Below are 16,093 nucleotides of genomic sequence, written 5' to 3'. Positions count from 1 at the left end.
TATCTTTTTTGTATGTTCTTGTAATTATAACATATATTAGTTAGACTTTTACTAATAAAATAAAAAGGATAATAAATGAAAGCATTAGTAGTAGAAAAAGTTGAAGAAAAAAAGTTTCATTGTGGAGTTAAAGAAGTTGAAATTCCAACTTTAGAAGAAAATGAAGTTTTAATAAAGGTTTCATATTCTGGTTTAAACTATAAAGATGCATTAAGTTCAATAGGTAATCCAGGTGTAACAAGAGTTTTTCCTCATATTACAGGGGTAGATTTAGCAGGAACAATTGAAAAAAGTTCAAGTGAAAAATTTAAAGAAGGAGAAAAAGTTGTTGTTACTGGCTATGATTTAGGAATGAATACAAATGGTGGACATAGTGAATATGTAAAAGTACCAGCTTCATGGGTAGTTAATATTCCTGTAGGAATAAGTGATAAAGAGATTATGACTTATGGAACAGCAGGATTAACAGCAGCTTTATCTGTAAATGAACTTTTAAATAATGGTATTACAGAAGGGAAAATCTTAGTAACAGGTGCAACAGGAGGGGTTGGAAGTATTGCTGTTAGTATTTTAAATAAGCTTGGATTTGAAGTGACTGCAATTTCAGGGAAAGAAGATAAAATTCCATTTTTAAAAGAGCTTGGAGCTTCTGAAGTAATTCTAAGAAATGATTTTGATATTGAAAACAAAAGACCAATGGGGAGTGAAAAGTATGATGGAGTTATTGATACTGTTGGTGGAAATATTTTAGCTGAAGCTTTAAAAATAGTAAAATATGATGGAGTTGCTACTTGTTGTGGATTAACTTCTTCCTTTCAATTAAATACAAATGTATTTCCTTTTATTTTAAGAGGAGTTAGACTTATAGGAATTGATTCAGTTGAATGTAAAATAGAAAAAAAGATTAAAGCTTGGGAAAAATTAGCTAATGAGTTTGCAATAGATACACTAGAAAATTTAACAACAGAAATTAGCTTAGAAGAAATAAAAGAAGCTTATGATAAATTACTACAAGGAAAAGCAGTAGGAAGGTATTTAGTTAAAATATAAGATGAAAAATTCAATTCTTTTATTTATTATTGTATTATTTTTTAACGGTTGTGTAGCAATTACGGGGCACAATCAAACAATGAGAGAATTGGATAAAGTATTTCTTTCTAACTCTTGTAATTATGAAATAATTAATGAAAAAATAGAAGATAATGAGGATATTTTATTTTGGAGCCTTCAAGGAGGTTCCTTAGCAAGAAATTGTAAAGATTACAAAAGAAGTAATGAATTTTTTGATAAAGCAGAACAAGAGTATAAAAAAATAGATATTCAAAATACTTTGAAAAATATTTCTCAAGGAACAAAAGAGGTTCTTGTAAATAACAATATAAATGCTTATGAGGGAAATATTTATGAAAGAATAATGGTTAATACTTATAAAGCATTAAATTTTGCTAGTTTAGGTGACCATTCAAATGCAAGGGTGGAGTTTAACCGAACTTTAGACAGACAAAGAAGAGCAAAAGAATTTTTTGAAGATGAAATTAAAAAGAAAAAAGAACAACTTTATAAACAAGAATCTCAAACTATTAAGAAACTTGTAGAAAACCCAAAAAGCCAAAATATAGTATATAGTCAGTATAAGAATTTATTAAGTGATTTTCAAGCTTACCCTAATTTTATAAATCCTTTTTCTTCATATCTTGCTGGTATTTATTTCTTTTTACAAAAGGATTATCAAAAAGCAAGAACTCTTTTTAAAGAATCATTACAAATGAATCCAGATAATAAGCAAATAAAAGAAGATTACCTATTAAATGAAAGATTTTTAAAAAATGAAAAAGATACAACTAATTATCTTTGGCTTATATATGAAAATGGGCAAGGAATATATAAGGAAGAAAAAAGATTAGACCTTCCTTTATTTTTAGTTAGTAATAGAGTTCTTTATACTGCTATTGCTCTTCCTAGTTTGAAAGAAAGAAATTATTCTTATGATTATCTACAGATAAAAAATCAAAAAACTATAGAAATTTGCAGTATGGATACTATTATAAAAACAGAGTTTAAAAAAGAGTTTCCTCTTATTCTTTCGCAGGCAATTTTAAATTCATTAACAAAAACTTTAGCACAGTATGAATTTCAAAGGAAATCAGATGCTTTAGGAAGCTTTCTTTCTATTATGTATCAAGGATTAACAACAAGAGCAGATGTAAGAATATGGAATAATCTTCCCAAATCTTTTGAAAGTAAAAGAATAGAATTAAAAGAAAATCCTATTATTATAAAAGATGACAATGAAAATATAATTGAATTAATTTCTATTCCTAAGGGAAAAAATGCCATTATCTATATAAAATCTGAAATTAGAGGGAAAAATACTGTTCATAGTATTTTATATTAAGGAGTAAAAATGAAAAAAATAAGGTTTTTAGTTGTAACAATTTTTTTAATAGTGTTTTTTACAGCTTGCTCTACAAAAAGTCATTATGTAGGAGAAGGAACAAAAGAGAAATCTCCTATAACGTTAGGATTAGATAGTAGAGACTTTGAAAAAGCAGCTAGTAATATGGTCAAATCTTTACTTGAAAGTGGGACCTTAAATAGAAATGATACAAATAAATCAGTTCTTATGATAAGTGATATATTGAATGATACAACACAGCGAGTTAATGTAAAAATGTTAACTAAAAAGATTAGAGTTGCTATTTTGAAATCAGGAAAAGCAATAGTAACAACAGCCCTAGGAACCCAAAGAGATGATACTGCACAAGAAGTAAGAAAATTAAGAGGGAATGAAGAGTTTAGACAAGATACAATTGCAAAAAAACATACTCTTTATGCTCCTAATTTATCTTTATCAGGTGAAATTTTACAAAGAGTATCTAGAACAGACGATGATGATCAATATGTTGAATATTATTTTCAAATGACTTTAACAAATATAGAATCAGGTTTAGCTATTTGGGAAGATGAAACTATTATTGAAAAAGTTGGTTCAAACGATAGTGTAATTTGGTAGAATTGTGTGATTATTCAATCACACAATTTGCATCTTTTGTTAAATTTATTTCATGTTCTTTTGCATACTCTTTACCCCAATCATGGAGTTTTTGTAAAATAGGAATTAGTTTCTCACCGTCTTTTGTTAATTCATATTCAACCTTTGGAGGAATGACTGGATAAACAATCCTTTTTACAATTCCTACATCTTCTAGTTCTCTTAATTGTTGAGTTAACATTTTTTGACTAATGTATGGTATTAGTTTTTTAAGTTCTCCATTTCTTTTCACACCTTTTTTTAAAGCCCAAAGAACCATACCTTTCCATTTTCCTCCAATCATATCTGTTGCAAGTTGAAAAAAACAGTTGTAAATCTTTGCTTCCATGTTGAACCTTTTTAATTTATTATAAAGAAAAAAAGTTTTATAGGAACTTAAAAGTAACTATAGTACTAAATAGTACATACTTGACAATATTTTACTATTAAGTTAATATACTCTTACAAAAAAATAAAAGGATAATTTATGGGTAAATATATTGAATTAACAAATGATAATTTTGATGCAACAGTAAAAGAAGGTGTATCTTTAGTAGATTTTTGGGCTCCATGGTGCGGACCTTGTAGAATGCTTGCTCCTGTTATTGATGAATTAGCAGAAGACTTTGATGGAAAAGCAAATATTTGTAAAGTAAATACAGATGAGCAACAAGATTTAGCGGTTAAATATGGAGTAAGATCAATTCCTACAATTGTATTTATGAAAGACGGAGAAGTAGTTGATACTTTAGTTGGTGCACAATCTAAACAAGCATTAGCTGATAAAATAAACTCACTATAATCAAAATATAAAGAAGTAGTATCTAACTACTTCTTTTTCTCTCTTTCTTTTTTATAACTTCATAATTAAAATTAGATAAAATACCAAATCAAAAACAATTTAGGAAAATTGATGCAACAGTTTTTAGAAGAATCAAAAAAAGTAAGTAAACAAATAGCTACACTTAGTGGTGAAATAAAAAATAGAATTTTAAATGAAATGGCAGATGCTTTAATCGAAAATTGTGATTATATTATTGGTTGCAATGAAAAAGATATGAGCGTAGGAAGACTAGGAAACCTTGATGAAGCTCTTTTAGACAGACTTCTTCTTACAGGTGATAGAGTAAATGAAATGGCAAAAGCTATAAGAGAAATAGCTTCTTTAAAAGAACCAGTGGGAAGAACTCTTGATGGTTGGGTTACGGAAAATGGTTTAAATATTCAAAAAGTATCTATCCCTATTGGAGTAATTGGAATAATTTATGAAAGTAGACCAAATGTTACTAGTGATACAGCAGCACTTTGTTTTAAAAGTGGAAATGTTTGTGTTTTAAAAGGTGGAAAAGAAGCAGAAAACTCAAATAAAGCAATTGCTGATATTCTAAGACATGTTTTAGCAAAAAACAAATTACCAGAGCAAGCAATATCATTATTACCTGATTCAAGTAGAGAAGGGGTTGCAAATTTAATTAAACAAGATAAGTATGTAGACTTAATAGTTCCAAGAGGGGGAGAAGCTTTAATTAAATTTGTTAGTGAAAACTCTACTGTTCCAGTTGTTAAACATGATAAAGGATTGTGTCATGTATATTTAGATAGAGATGCAAATCATCAAAAAGCCATAGAAATTGCTCTAAATGCAAAATGTTCAAGACCAGGTGTTTGTAATGCAATGGAAACTTTACTTATACATAAAGATATAGCAAGTTATATTTTACCTCCTTTACATGAAGCTTATGAAAAGTACGGAACAGAGCTTAAAGGTTGTGATTTAACAAGAAAGTATATTGATATTCAATGTGCTACACATGAAGATTATGATACTGAGTATTTAGCAAATAAGTTAAATATAAAGATTGTAAATGATATTGATGAAGCTATTGATCATATTTCAAAATATGGTTCAGGGCATTCTGAAGCAATTATTAGTGAAAACTATTCAATGGTAAATAAGTTTTTAAATGAAGTAGATGCTGCCTGTGTTTATGCAAATGCAAGTACAAGATTTACTGATGGTGGAGCTTTTGGTCTTGGGGCAGAAGTAGGAATTTCTACAAATAAACTTCACTCAAGAGGTCCAATGGGAATAAATGACTTAACAACTTTTAAATATAAAGTTTATGGAAACGGTCAAACAAGATAGGAATCTTCCTATCTTATTTTGTTATCTTTGACTCAAAGCTAATTTTATAGCTAGACTACCTAATACAAAAGAAGTAAGAATATTTAGTACTTTAGAAATACTAGGGTTTTTTACTAACTTTTCGCTTAATACATTACCTGCAATTCCAATTAAAGAAAAAACTATTATCGTTAAAGCCATAAATATGAAACCTAAAATAATCATTTGCATTGGTACATTTCCTAATTGTGTATTTACAAATTGAGGCAAAAAGGCAAGGAAAAAAATAGATACTTTAGGGTTTAATATATTCATAACAAAACCTTTTATATAAAGTTTTTTCAACTCTTTTGTTGAATCTTGAATTGACAAGTCTAATTTTTCATTTCTATGTTTAAAAGCTTGATATGCAATATAAAGTAGATATGCTGCACCAATATATTTTACAAGATTAAAAGCAAGTTCAGATGTTTGGAAAATAACTGATATTCCAAATGCAGCAGCAGAAGTGTGAATAATAATACCAGAACAAAGTCCAAGGGTTGTAACAATTGCTGCTTTTTTACTTTTTGTTATTCCTTGTGTTAAAACATAGATATTATCTGGTCCGGGAGCAAGGCATAATAAAAAAGAAGCAATAATAAACATATATAAAGATGTGATATCAATCATAATAACTCTCCTAAGTAGCAATTATATTAAAAAGATACTTTATAATAATTAATAGTATATTTAGCTTAGTATAACTATAATTGATACTAAATATCAAAACCAAGGAAAATTATGACAATAGGTAAAAAGACAAGAAAATTTGAGCTTTTTAGAAAGTTTGGACAATATTTTTTTATGGTACTTCTTCTAATTACCATATGTTTACAAACCTATGAATTTTTAATGTATAGAAATAGTTATACTTTATCTACTATCTTAGGTTTTGGATTCTTTACTTTATATTTTAGGCATTTCTATGGAATAGAAGCCTTATTAAAAAGATTTGATAAACTTGATAAGGAAGCAAGAGAAGAAGCTTTAAAAGACTGAAAATAAAGCTTTATAAAATAATACCACTAAATGAACACCTTTTCTTTTTAAACTTCTAGATATAAAAATCTAGGAGTTTAATTATGAGTTTTTCTAAAAAAAGATATTTTACTTATCTTTTTATCACAATAATCGTTTTTGTAATGCCCTTTATAAAGATAAATGGTAACCATCTTCTTCTTTTATCTTTTGATAAAATGCAATTTCATTTTCTTGGACTTGCTTTTAATATGAATGAGTTATATGTTATGCCATTTTTACTAATGTTTTTATTTATTGGAATATTTGCAATGACATCTATTTTTGGTAGAGTTTGGTGTGGTTGGGCTTGTCCTCAAACTATTTTTAGGGTTATTTATAGAGATTTAATTGAGTCAAAAATATTAGGTCTTAGAAGAATTAAAAATAAGCAAAAAGAGCTTGATTACTCAAAAAACTCTACTAAAATAAAAAAATATATCTCTTTATTCCTGTGGGGCATAATTTCTTTACTTGCTTCAATAAATTTTATGTGGTATTTTGTTCCTCCTGAGGATTTCTTTTTATATCTTCAAAATCCTTTAGAACATTTTTTTATGATAATGTTTATTCTTAGTACAGCTTTATTTCTTATTTATGATATTGTTTTTATGAAAGAAGATTTTTGCACCTTTGCTTGTCCTTATTCAAGAATACAATCTACTCTTTATGATAATAACACAAAACAAGTTGTTTACAATACAAATAGGGGAGGAGAAATTTACCAAAACTCAGAAAAGTCTATTTTAAATATTAAACAGTGGAGTGGAAATGAAGAGTGTACCACTTGTGAAGCTTGTGTAAAGATTTGTCCTACTCATATTGATATTAGAAAAGGTTTGCAAGTTGAGTGTATAAACTGTCTTGAATGTTCAGACGCTTGTAGTACTGTTATGGGGAAACTTGGCAAAAAGTCTTTGATTTATTGGGAAAGTACAAATGAAGTAATAAATAATAAACTCTCTCCTTTATTTTCTTTAAAAAATCTTGTTTATATAGTATCTTTATTTTTATGTTTAGCCTTTGCTTTATATTTTACAGGAGAAAAAGAAGATTTTTTAGTAAATATAAATAAAACTACAAAACTTTATGGAATAAAAGAAAATACAGTTACAAACAATTATGTTTTAACAATTCATAATACAAATAAAAAAGAGTATACCTTTGATATAGAAATTCTTGATTCTAGTTTCAAAATAAAAAGATATAGACCACTTAAACTGCAAGGAAAACAAAGACTAAAAACTGTATTAATCTTACAAACCTCAAAAGCTTTAAAAACTACAAATAAAAAAGATAGTGCATATAAAGTAAAAATAAATATTTATGCAAAAGAGAATAAAGAAATAAAAGTTCAAAGAGAATTGTCTTTTATTTATCCTAGAAAAGATTTGCTTAAATAGCTTTTTCAAAAAGAAGGATAAATAAAGAACCTTCTTTTTGTGAAACTACTTGTATTTTTCCTTTAAAACTTTTTTCAATAATTAATTTAGATAAATATAATCCTAATCCAGTTCCTTTTTCTTTTGTTGTAAAATAAGGTTCAAATATCTTTTCTTGTATTTTTTTATTTATGCCTTTTCCATTATCTTTTATATGAATACTAACATCAGCAGAATTTGAATCAATAATTATATTAATAAAAGGTTTTTCTATATCACTTAAAGCATCACTAGCATTTGATACAAGAGATAATATAACTTGTGAAAGTTCGTTTTTACTTCCAAAAACTTTTATATTTTCATCTTTTAAAAAACTTATTTCATATTGAATATTTCGTTTTTTCAAGTCTTCTTCTAAAATATAAAGGCTATTTTCAATAGCTTCTTTTACTAAAAAAGTTTCCTTTTGTTTTGAAGGAGTATAAAACTCTTTAAATTCTTCTATAGTATTTGAGAGAAACTCGATTTGTTCTTTAGCTTGATAATATTTTTTATTAAAATAATCTATATCTAGCTTTTTATTTTCTAGTCTATTTTTTATATTGATTAAAATATATGAAAGATTATTAAGTGGTTGCCTAAACTGATGGGCAATATTAGCTATCATCTTTCCACTTTCTGCCATTTTTGATTGTTGTAAAAGCATTTGTTCAAAATCTTCATTTTTTTGTTCCAAACGGTTATATTTATGGGATACAGAAAAAGTGAATAAAATAGCTTCAATAGCAAAGGCTAAAAGAACAATATCTAAAAATCCTTTCTCTTCATAAAAGTTTTTAAAATCCAAAATAAAAAGTGTAAAACAAAGAATAGACCATCCCGCACTATAAATAAGTGTAGGACCTGCATTTTTTAAATTAAAAATAACAGAAATAAATAAAATGGCATAAATAATTGTAAAAGGAAGATACTCAAATAAAATATAGTGATAAAAAGCAGTTAATATTACTATATTTAAAAGCAAAGTATTGATTATTAGTTCTTTAAAGGTTTTAACTTTTGGAATAAACTTCCCTTCATAAAAATTTATTGCAAACACTAAAGCAAGTAAAGTTGCAAATAAGAGTGAAATTTGTTCTATATAATGAGAAATATTAAATAATGAACTATAAGCTAAAATATAAATAAGAGAAAAAATTTGCATAAGACAATATGAGATATAAAAGAATTCTTTTGAGTAAATATACCTAATAAAAGTATAAACAATAGTCATAATAACAATTCCAAAGATTATTCCATAAAGAAGAATATTAAAATCATCAAAGCTCAATTTTATAGCCTAATTTAGAGATATTAAGTATTAAGTCCTTTGGTATTTTTGTTTTTAAATTTTTAATTAGAGTTTTTAAGGCATCTTTTGTCATAGCACTATCTTGCCAAATAAAATTTTCAATTTCTTCATAAGTGATAAATCTATTTTTATTTTTAATTAGAAGTGACAATAAATCTAACTCTTTTTTTCTTAGTTTTATAATCTCTTTATCTTTTAATAAAACTTGGTTAAAAGTATCAAAGATAGTATGATTATCTAAATGTATTATATTTGACTCATTATTTTTTAAAGTATTAATACATATTTCAAGAGCTTTTTTTAATTCATTTTCACAAATTGGCTTTGTAAGATATTTTACAAGTTGTAACTCAATAGCCTCAAATAAGTACTCTTTTGTTGAAAAGGCAGAAAGAATGATAATCTGTGTTTGCTTATCTTTTTGTCTTATTTTTCTTATAAATTCTAAACCATTTAGTTTTGGCATTTGAATATCAGAGATTATTATATGAGGATTTTCTTGGTTATAAATTTTTAAAGCACTTAAGGCATCTTTTGCTTCATAAACTTTATCAAAATAGTTTTCAAGGTATTCTATTCCATTTTCTCGAGCAATATCATCATCTTCAACATATAATATTTTTATGTTTTTTGTTAATTCCTTTTGCATCTTTTATTATATCTCTTAATTTCTTTACTACTGAATAATTGCTATAATTTTCAAAATTTTTTCAAGGGTTTATATGGTAAATCAATCAATCTTTAGAGAGTATGATATTAGAGGTATTGTTGGAAGTGAGTTAAATAAAGAATCTGTAAAACTTATAGGATACTTTTTTGGAAAAAGAGTTTTTGAAAAGTTTGGTGAGAAATCTTTTATTGCAATTGGTTTTGATGCAAGAACTCACTCTCCTGAACTTTTCTCTTATTTAGCAAGTGGACTAAATGCCGCTGGTTGTAAAGTCTTAAATATGCAAATGGTTGCCACAGGAATAAACTATTTTGCAAATTATCAGACATTTAATATAGAAAATGAAAAAGTAACTCCCAGTGCTTCAATTATGATTACAGGTAGTCATAATCCTAGTGAATATAATGGTTTTAAAATAACATTTGATAAAAAGCCTTTTTTTGCAGAAGATATTTACTCTTTAGGAAATGAGATAATAGCTTCAAATATAGATATTGAAGACAATGATAAAGCTTATGAAATAGATGTGAAATCTTTATATATTGATTTTATATTAAAAGAATTTGCTTCTTTAAAAGCGATGAAAGAAAAGGTTATTATTGATTGTGGAAATGGGGTTGCAGATACAGTATTAACAGAAATTTTAGATAAATTGCAGTTAAACTATGAAGGTTTATATTGTGAACCTGATGGCACTTTCCCTAATCATCATCCAGACCCAAGTGTTGAAGAAAATTTACATGATATTAAGAAGAAACTAGAAGGTGACTTTGATTATGGTTTTGCATATGATGGAGATGCAGATAGAATTGCATTTTTAACAAAAAAACATAATGTAAAAGGTGACATAATGGCATTGCTTTTTTCTAAAAATATAGAAAAACCTGTAGTTGTAGGTGAAGTAAAATGTACGCAAGTTATGTATGATCTTATAAATCAAAGAGGAAAAGCTTATATGTATAAGACAGGGCATTCTAACTTAAAGGTAAAATTAAAAGAAGTAAATGCTCATTTAGCTGCTGAGGTTTCAGGACATATTTTCTTTAATGATAGATATTATGGCTTTGATGATGCAATATACGCAACTTTTAGAGTCTTAGAACTTATTAGAAATGGTATGGATATTGATAAAGAAATAGATGCTTTACCAAAAACATATTCTACAGAAGAAATAAAAGTTGAAACAAGTGAAGAAGAAAAGTTTTTGTTGATGGATAAATTAAAAGAACTTTTACAAAATCCACCAAAAGATTTTCCTAAAATCAAGGATATTATTGATGTTGATGGAGTAAGAGTTATTTTTGAAAAAGGTTGGGGCTTAGTTAGAGCTTCAAATACAACACCAGTACTTGTGACAAGATTTGAATCAACTGATGAAAATGAAGCAAAAAAGTATGAAAAACAATTAAATAATTTAATAAAAGAAGCAAAAAATGAACTTAGTAGCACTACAAACTAAAACAAGTGATAATTTCAAAGAAAATTTAAAAAACTTAAAGACTTTAATTAATTCTTGTGAAGATGGATCTTTTATCTTAGCACCAGAAGTATGCCTTACTGGTTTTGCATATGAACGAATGGATGAAGCAGCAGAGTTTGCTCAAAAAGCAATAAAAAAATTAAAAAAATATTCAGAGAATAAAACTATTGCAATAACACTTATAGAAAAAGAAGATATTGATTTTTTTAATACTTTATATATTTTTCATAATAAAAAAATAATTCATACCCAATCAAAACATAAGCTATTTCCTTTAGGGGATGAACCTGATTATTTTAGTAAAGGGAAACTAGATAATATGAAAATCATAGATATAGATGGTTTTAAAGTAGCAACATTAATATGTTTTGAAGTTAGATTCCCTAAATATTGGTTAAAAGTTTTAGGTGCTGATTTGATTTTAAATCCTTCAATGTGGGGGATTAAAAGAAAAAATCACTTTGAAACTATGACAAAAGCTTTAGCTGTTGCAAACCAATGTTATGTTTTAGCAGCAAATGCTGCGGATGATAATATGGCAAAAGGAAGTGGAATAATTACTCCTTGGGGAGAAGAAATTAGAGATGATTCAAAAGACAAAATAGAACATGAAATGCAACTTTCTGAAATTAAAAAGATTAGAAAATATATTGATATTGGACTAAAGAAAAAATGAGTAAGTCTATAATCTTTGTTTGTTTAGGAAATATTTGTAGGTCTCCTTTAGCTGAAGGAATTGCAAAAGAGTATATTAGAAATAAAAAACTTGATATTTATATAGAAAGTGCAGGAACAGGAAGTTGGCATATAGGTGAAGCACCTTGTGAAAATTCTATTAAAGTTGCACATCAAAATGGTATTGATATTTCAAGGCAAAGGGCAAAACAAATAAAAATAGAAGATTTTGAAAAGTTTGATTATGTAATTGGACTTGATGATTCTAATGTCTCAAATCTAAAAAAACTTGGCTGCAAAAAGGTTTTTAAATTAGGAGACTTTGGATATGAGGGGGAAGATGTTCCTGACCCATATTTCTTTAATGGATTTGAAGGCTTTGACAAAGTCTTTTCAATGATAAATACTTGTACTAAAAATTTTATTAACGAAATAAAAAACATATAAAAAAGTTAAATTTTATTAAAAATTTAACTTTTTTTCTATTCTTTTAACAAAAAAATCAAAATTACAATTAAAAAAAAATTCTAAAAAAAGCTCAAAAAAAGCCACTTAGAGACTATATAGCAGTACTTTAAGAAAATTTTCAGTTTATTTAGCAGTTTTTGGATTTATAATTTCAAAGTAGAATAAGGCAAAGAAAATATTGTTGTACTTAAGCTCTTAAGTACTTTTAGTCTTATATTTAGGAGAGACAAATAAATGATAAAAAAAATTGCTATTTTAGCTTTTTTATCTTTTTCAATATTAAATGCAAATATAGATGTTGAAAATACGTTAGAAGATAAATTTGCATCATGTGAAAAAGCATATGATGATTGTTTAACACAATGTGAAGAAAAAGAAAATTCTTATGATGAGTGTAGTTCTCAATGTGAGACAAAGTTATATGAATGCCAATCAGAAGTTGAAGAAGCATTAGAGAATTCAAAAGAAGAACTAAACTAAATTACTTGTAACACACCTTGTTCTACACTTTTTTTTAAGGCATAAAAATGAAATTTAAGAAGCTATCTATTAAAAAATCAAGTGAATTAATATCAAATATTGAAAACTTCACTTCTTTTCTAGATACTTTAAAACAGTTAATAAGAGTACCATCTGTAATTGGTTATGAACACTCATTTTTCTTATATTTAAAAAGAGAACTAGATGAATTAGGGATTAAAACATTTTATTATGATGGTATTTTAGTTTCACAAGGAAGTGAACCAAATGATGGAATGTTAAGTGCACATATTGATAGGCATGGATTAGTGTGCACTGGTCCAAATGAGTTTCAATTTGCAGCATTTCAAAGTAAAAATAGAACAGATTTAAAGGGAAATTCAGTATCTGAACAAACTTATCAAACTATTGCATCTAGATTTATAAACCAACAAGTTCAAGCATATGAACCTTGGTCAGGAAGTTATCTAGGAATAGGGCAGATAAATGAAGTCTATATGAATGAACAGATAAATAACTTAATGTTCAAAATTGATGGTTTAGAACACTTGTTACCGGGTACTCCAGTTGCTTTTGTAGATAAGTTAAATATTGATGAAGAATTGATTTCTGCTCAGCTAGATAATGTTATCTCCGCTGCTATTATAATTTATTTGTATAAAAGTGGATATCAAGGAACAGCATTTTTTACTGCACAAGAAGAGGCAGGAAGAAGTTGGAGGTTTGTATATGATTGGTTTAAAAAAAATGAGTTGACTACTTCTGAATTATTAGTTTTAGATACAAGTCCTTATAGTACTAGGAATGAAGCAGAACTTCAAGATGTTGTTTTAAGAAATAGAGATGCAAATGCAAGGTTTAAATCTCCATTGTTAAAAATACTAAAAAATTTTTGTCATAAAAATAACATAAACTTCTCTTGTAAAGATAGTTATATACAAGAGAAAAATAAAATTTTAAGTGAGCAAAACCTTCCTTTGCTTTCTTTAGGAAGTACAGAGTTAGGAAGAATAGTAAAAGAGTCAAAAGGCTCAATTCAAGGAACAACTTTACAAATACCAACTACTGGTTACCATACAGTAGAAGAAACAGCGAGTGTAAGGTCTGTAAAAAGTGTATTGTATATTTTAAAAAATATTTTAATTAAAGATGAAAGTGAATAATGAAAATAGCGATATTATCAAGAAATGAAAAATTATATTCAACAAAAAGATTAATAGAGGCTTGTGAACAAAGAGGGCATGGAGTAGAGGTAATTGATACTCTTTCTTGTTATATGAATATTACATCAAATAACCCTAAAATTCATTATAAGGGAAGAATATTAGATGAGTTTGATGCTATTATCCCAAGAATTGGTTCGGATGTTACATTTTATGGAACTAGTGTTGTAAGACAATTTGAAATGATGGGCGTTTATACTCTAAATAAATCTATTGCAATAACAAGATCAAGGGATAAATTAAGATCAATGCAAATTTTAGCAGGACATAATATTGCTTTACCTATTACAGGCTTTGCAAGTTCTGCTGATGATATAAAAGATTTAATTCAAATGGTAGGCGGAGCACCTTTAGTTGTAAAACTATTAGAAGGAACTCAAGGTTTAGGGGTAGTTCTAGCAGAAACAAATAAAGCAGCAGAGAGTGTTCTTGGAGCTTTTATGGAATTAAAAGCAAATATCTTAGTTCAAGAATATGTAAAAGAAGCACAAGGAGCTGATATTAGATGCTTTGTAATTGAAGACAAGGTTGTAGCTTCAATAAAAAGACAAGCCCCTGATGGAGAGTTTAGGTCAAATTTACATAGAGGAGGAACTGCAAGTTTAGTTGAAATTTCAAATCAAGAGAAAGGATTAGCAATACAAGCAGCAAAAGTTCTTGGATTAAGTGTTGCAGGAGTTGATATCCTAAGAACACAAAAAGGTCCGGTTGTAATAGAAGTTAACTCTTCTCCAGGCTTAGAAGGAATTGAAACTGCTTCAAAAGTTGATATTGCATCTTTGATTATTGAATATATAGAAAACAATTCAACAATTGAAAATAAAAAAAGTAAGAATAATTTATAGGTAAAAAGGTGAAAATAAAATCTTATAAAACAATGGTAAAAGAGTACTATGAAGAACTTTGGAATAAACATAATAAAGAGTATATTGATATTCTTTTTGATGATGAAATAGAGTTTCATGGTTCTTTGAACATTCAAACAAAAGGTAAAAAAGAGTTTGAAGAGTATATGGATAAAGTTATAACTGGAATTCCTAATCTTTATCATGGAATAGAAGTAATGATAGAAGAAGACTCAAAAATAGCAGTAAGAGCAGTTTATAATGGAACTCATAAAGGAAAACTTTTTGAATTTGAAGCTACTAATAATAGAATCAAATATAATGGGGCTTCTTTTTTTAAATTTAAAGATAACAAAATAGTTGATATTTGGGTTCTTGGTGATTTAGCAACCTTATATAAACAGTTGCAAAAATAGATTTATAGTAGATTGTTTATTATAAGGAAATATATTGGCAAACTATTATGATATTTTTATTGGCAATTATGAACTAGAAAACCCTATTATGAAAACTATTTATGATATAGCAAGTTGTATAAAGCTAAGAAGGGATTATATGGGAGCTATTAATCTAATTTTAGAAAATAACTTAACATTGGAAGATGTAGTCTCAAGAACAGCAAGGCTTACTTTAAAAGATGTGGTAACCTTAGCGGATATTTTAATTTCAAGGAAATAAAAGTGTTAGAGTCATTTATTTATGAGTTAAGAGCAAATGATGTTAAAGAAGAGCATATTGACTTAATTATGGAAAAAGTAAAAAATAGACTATCAGAGGAAAATGTTGATATTGAGTTACAAAAGTTAGGGTATCAAAAGATTTTCACTGTAGATTATGATGATTATGACGATATATATAATTATGACTTAGATGATGAAGATTAATTCATCATCTAATTTTTGGGTTTCTTGATAGATTTTTTGCTTCTATTAACCAGTTATCATTAGAAATTTGATTCTCTTCAAGTTTTAAATACTCTTCAACCCATTTACAGTTTTTTTCTGACCATTCTGAGATTTGATCAAAATGAAAGATACCAAGTTCATTTAGTTTTACTTCTATATTCTTATCAATACCTTCAATTTGCTGTAGGGAGTCTTTTCCCATGGGTCTTGGAGCACTTCTAATTATGGGCTTATTGTAAATATTACTTTGAGCTCCAACATTTGAGACAGTATTTGCACTATAAATAGTACTTTGATTTTTTTCTCCTACCATTTTCCCTGCAATAAAACCAATAAAAAATCCTATTACAGCTGCTATTATTAAGCATAAAACTATTTGAGATGCTATTTCTACCACTT

Annotated in this window: 21 protein-coding genes; 16 read left to right on the top strand and 5 right to left on the bottom strand. The window is 27.0% G+C overall.

All coding sequences use genetic code 11. From position 1 onward, the window contains the following. The first annotated feature begins 75 nt into the window (after nt 1-75). From CP965_RS08915 to lpoB, 3 genes are read left to right on the top strand one after another with little or no spacing between them, the layout of a single operon-like run. A complete protein-coding gene (locus CP965_RS08915) occupies nt 76-1,050 on the top strand; it encodes a YhdH/YhfP family quinone oxidoreductase (RefSeq protein WP_129061744.1) in 975 nt (324 codons plus the stop codon). A 1-nt stretch (nt 1,051) separates the two neighbouring features. Then, the gene (locus tag CP965_RS08910) at nt 1,052-2,395 is read left to right on the top strand and encodes a COG3014 family protein (protein WP_129061743.1); all 1,344 of its coding nucleotides are present in this window, start codon (nt 1,052-1,054) and stop codon (nt 2,393-2,395) included. A 9-nt stretch (nt 2,396-2,404) separates the two neighbouring features. Next, nucleotides 2,405-3,013 (top strand): penicillin-binding protein activator LpoB, encoded by a 609-nt coding sequence (gene lpoB, locus CP965_RS08905; protein WP_129061742.1) that lies wholly within the window; start codon nt 2,405-2,407, stop codon nt 3,011-3,013. 10 nt (nt 3,014-3,023) lie between these two features. On the opposite strand, the gene CP965_RS08900 is transcribed toward lpoB, so the two are convergent. Next, complete coding sequence (locus tag CP965_RS08900) at nt 3,024-3,380, bottom strand: winged helix-turn-helix transcriptional regulator (RefSeq protein WP_129061741.1); 357 nt, start codon at nt 3,378-3,380, stop codon at nt 3,024-3,026. Between the two features lie 138 nt (nt 3,381-3,518). Between CP965_RS08900 and trxA the strand changes: the two genes are divergently transcribed. Together trxA and CP965_RS08890 are read left to right on the top strand one after the other, a co-directional pair. Continuing rightward, nucleotides 3,519-3,833: a thioredoxin gene (trxA, locus tag CP965_RS08895; RefSeq protein WP_129061740.1), complete on the top strand. Its 315-nt coding sequence runs from the start codon at nt 3,519-3,521 to the stop codon at nt 3,831-3,833. 111 nt (nt 3,834-3,944) lie between these two features. Beyond that, nucleotides 3,945-5,177, top strand: coding sequence for a glutamate-5-semialdehyde dehydrogenase (locus CP965_RS08890; RefSeq protein ID WP_129061739.1), 1,233 nt, complete (start codon nt 3,945-3,947; stop codon nt 5,175-5,177). Nucleotides 5,178-5,198: 21 nt separating this feature from the next. On the opposite strand, the gene CP965_RS08885 is transcribed toward CP965_RS08890, so the two are convergent. Then, nucleotides 5,199-5,828, bottom strand: a complete 630-nt coding sequence (locus CP965_RS08885; protein ID WP_129061738.1) for a LysE family translocator — start codon at nt 5,826-5,828, stop codon at nt 5,199-5,201. Nucleotides 5,829-5,939: 111 nt separating this feature from the next. On the opposite strand from CP965_RS08885, the gene CP965_RS08880 reads away from it, so the two are divergent. Together CP965_RS08880 and ccoG are read left to right on the top strand one after the other, a co-directional pair. After that, entirely contained in the window at nt 5,940-6,197 is a 258-nt protein-coding gene (locus CP965_RS08880; RefSeq protein ID WP_129061737.1) for a hypothetical protein, read from the top strand. A gap of 83 nt (nt 6,198-6,280) precedes the next feature. Then, nucleotides 6,281-7,618: a cytochrome c oxidase accessory protein CcoG gene (gene ccoG, locus CP965_RS08875; RefSeq protein WP_129061736.1), complete on the top strand. Its 1,338-nt coding sequence runs from the start codon at nt 6,281-6,283 to the stop codon at nt 7,616-7,618. Here ccoG and CP965_RS08870 read toward each other — a convergent pair. Both CP965_RS08870 and CP965_RS08865 read right to left on the bottom strand, forming a co-directional pair. Then, nucleotides 7,611-8,927 carry a sensor histidine kinase gene (locus tag CP965_RS08870; RefSeq protein ID WP_129061735.1) on the bottom strand — a complete coding sequence of 439 codons (1,317 nt, stop codon included), beginning with the start codon at nt 8,925-8,927 and terminating at the stop codon, nt 7,611-7,613. The two genes, ccoG and CP965_RS08870, sit on opposite strands and share 8 nt — an antisense overlap. Further along, nucleotides 8,917-9,597 carry a response regulator transcription factor gene (locus CP965_RS08865; RefSeq protein ID WP_129061734.1) on the bottom strand — a complete coding sequence of 227 codons (681 nt, stop codon included), beginning with the start codon at nt 9,595-9,597 and terminating at the stop codon, nt 8,917-8,919. Before CP965_RS08865 ends, CP965_RS08870 begins: the two co-directional genes overlap by 11 nt. A gap of 73 nt (nt 9,598-9,670) precedes the next feature. On the opposite strand from CP965_RS08865, the gene CP965_RS08860 reads away from it, so the two are divergent. From CP965_RS08860 to CP965_RS08820, 9 genes are all read left to right on the top strand, one after another. Then, nucleotides 9,671-11,077, top strand: a complete 1,407-nt coding sequence (locus CP965_RS08860) for a phosphomannomutase/phosphoglucomutase (protein ID WP_129061733.1) — start codon at nt 9,671-9,673, stop codon at nt 11,075-11,077. Beyond that, the gene (locus CP965_RS08855; RefSeq protein ID WP_129061732.1) at nt 11,052-11,774 is read left to right on the top strand and encodes a carbon-nitrogen hydrolase family protein; all 723 of its coding nucleotides are present in this window, start codon (nt 11,052-11,054) and stop codon (nt 11,772-11,774) included. Before CP965_RS08860 ends, CP965_RS08855 begins: the two co-directional genes overlap by 26 nt. Further along, on the top strand, nt 11,771-12,220 hold the full coding sequence (locus CP965_RS08850; RefSeq protein WP_129061731.1) for a low molecular weight protein-tyrosine-phosphatase: 450 nt from the start codon (nt 11,771-11,773) through the stop codon (nt 12,218-12,220). Before CP965_RS08855 ends, CP965_RS08850 begins: the two co-directional genes overlap by 4 nt. Before the next feature lie 255 nt (nt 12,221-12,475). After that, complete coding sequence (locus CP965_RS08845; protein ID WP_129061730.1) at nt 12,476-12,721, top strand: hypothetical protein; 246 nt, start codon at nt 12,476-12,478, stop codon at nt 12,719-12,721. 47 nt (nt 12,722-12,768) lie between these two features. Beyond that, on the top strand, nt 12,769-13,884 hold the full coding sequence (locus tag CP965_RS08840; RefSeq protein ID WP_129061729.1) for a peptidase M42: 1,116 nt from the start codon (nt 12,769-12,771) through the stop codon (nt 13,882-13,884). Next, the gene (gene rimK / locus CP965_RS08835) at nt 13,884-14,789 is read left to right on the top strand and encodes a 30S ribosomal protein S6--L-glutamate ligase (protein ID WP_129061728.1); all 906 of its coding nucleotides are present in this window, start codon (nt 13,884-13,886) and stop codon (nt 14,787-14,789) included. Before CP965_RS08840 ends, rimK begins: the two co-directional genes overlap by 1 nt. 8 nt (nt 14,790-14,797) lie before the next feature. Next, nucleotides 14,798-15,205, top strand: a complete 408-nt coding sequence (locus tag CP965_RS08830) for an ester cyclase (protein ID WP_129061727.1) — start codon at nt 14,798-14,800, stop codon at nt 15,203-15,205. Nucleotides 15,206-15,239: 34 nt separating this feature from the next. Further along, the gene (locus CP965_RS08825; protein WP_129061726.1) at nt 15,240-15,467 is read left to right on the top strand and encodes a hypothetical protein; all 228 of its coding nucleotides are present in this window, start codon (nt 15,240-15,242) and stop codon (nt 15,465-15,467) included. Nucleotides 15,468-15,469: 2 nt separating this feature from the next. Continuing rightward, complete coding sequence (locus CP965_RS08820; protein WP_129061725.1) at nt 15,470-15,673, top strand: hypothetical protein; 204 nt, start codon at nt 15,470-15,472, stop codon at nt 15,671-15,673. A 4-nt stretch (nt 15,674-15,677) separates the two neighbouring features. On the opposite strand, the gene CP965_RS08815 is transcribed toward CP965_RS08820, so the two are convergent. Further along, on the bottom strand, nt 15,678-16,091 hold the full coding sequence (locus CP965_RS08815; RefSeq protein WP_129061724.1) for a hypothetical protein: 414 nt from the start codon (nt 16,089-16,091) through the stop codon (nt 15,678-15,680). Between the last annotated feature and the right edge of the window lie 2 nt (nt 16,092-16,093).

The sequence above is a fragment of the Halarcobacter mediterraneus genome (genome assembly GCF_004116625.1).
Lineage (GTDB): Bacteria > Campylobacterota > Campylobacteria > Campylobacterales > Arcobacteraceae > Halarcobacter > Halarcobacter mediterraneus.
Note: the sequence above shows the minus strand (reverse complement) of the source record. Positions and strands in the feature narration are given on the sequence as shown.

Bases quoted from the DNA above. Each gene is read 5' to 3' on its own strand.
- CP965_RS08855 (WP_129061732.1), top strand. From the start codon at position 11,052: ATGAACTTAGTAGCACTACAAACTAAAACAAGTGATAATTTCAAAGAA.
- ccoG (WP_129061736.1), top strand. From the start codon at position 6,281: ATGAGTTTTTCTAAAAAAAGATATTTTACTTATCTTTTTATCACAATA.
- CP965_RS08880 (WP_129061737.1), top strand. From the start codon at position 5,940: ATGACAATAGGTAAAAAGACAAGAAAATTTGAGCTTTTTAGAAAGTTT.
- CP965_RS08840 (WP_129061729.1), top strand. From the start codon at position 12,769: ATGAAATTTAAGAAGCTATCTATTAAAAAATCAAGTGAATTAATATCA.
- lpoB (WP_129061742.1), top strand. From the start codon at position 2,405: ATGAAAAAAATAAGGTTTTTAGTTGTAACAATTTTTTTAATAGTGTTT.
- rimK (WP_129061728.1), top strand. From the start codon at position 13,884: ATGAAAATAGCGATATTATCAAGAAATGAAAAATTATATTCAACAAAA.
- CP965_RS08915 (WP_129061744.1), top strand. From the start codon at position 76: ATGAAAGCATTAGTAGTAGAAAAAGTTGAAGAAAAAAAGTTTCATTGT.
- CP965_RS08865 (WP_129061734.1), bottom strand. From the start codon at position 9,597: ATGCAAAAGGAATTAACAAAAAACATAAAAATATTATATGTTGAAGAT.
- CP965_RS08900 (WP_129061741.1), bottom strand. From the start codon at position 3,380: ATGGAAGCAAAGATTTACAACTGTTTTTTTCAACTTGCAACAGATATG.
- CP965_RS08845 (WP_129061730.1), top strand. From the start codon at position 12,476: ATGATAAAAAAAATTGCTATTTTAGCTTTTTTATCTTTTTCAATATTA.
- trxA (WP_129061740.1), top strand. From the start codon at position 3,519: ATGGGTAAATATATTGAATTAACAAATGATAATTTTGATGCAACAGTA.
- CP965_RS08850 (WP_129061731.1), top strand. From the start codon at position 11,771: ATGAGTAAGTCTATAATCTTTGTTTGTTTAGGAAATATTTGTAGGTCT.
- CP965_RS08885 (WP_129061738.1), bottom strand. From the start codon at position 5,828: ATGATTGATATCACATCTTTATATATGTTTATTATTGCTTCTTTTTTA.
- CP965_RS08910 (WP_129061743.1), top strand. From the start codon at position 1,052: ATGAAAAATTCAATTCTTTTATTTATTATTGTATTATTTTTTAACGGT.
- CP965_RS08860 (WP_129061733.1), top strand. From the start codon at position 9,671: ATGGTAAATCAATCAATCTTTAGAGAGTATGATATTAGAGGTATTGTT.
- CP965_RS08890 (WP_129061739.1), top strand. From the start codon at position 3,945: ATGCAACAGTTTTTAGAAGAATCAAAAAAAGTAAGTAAACAAATAGCT.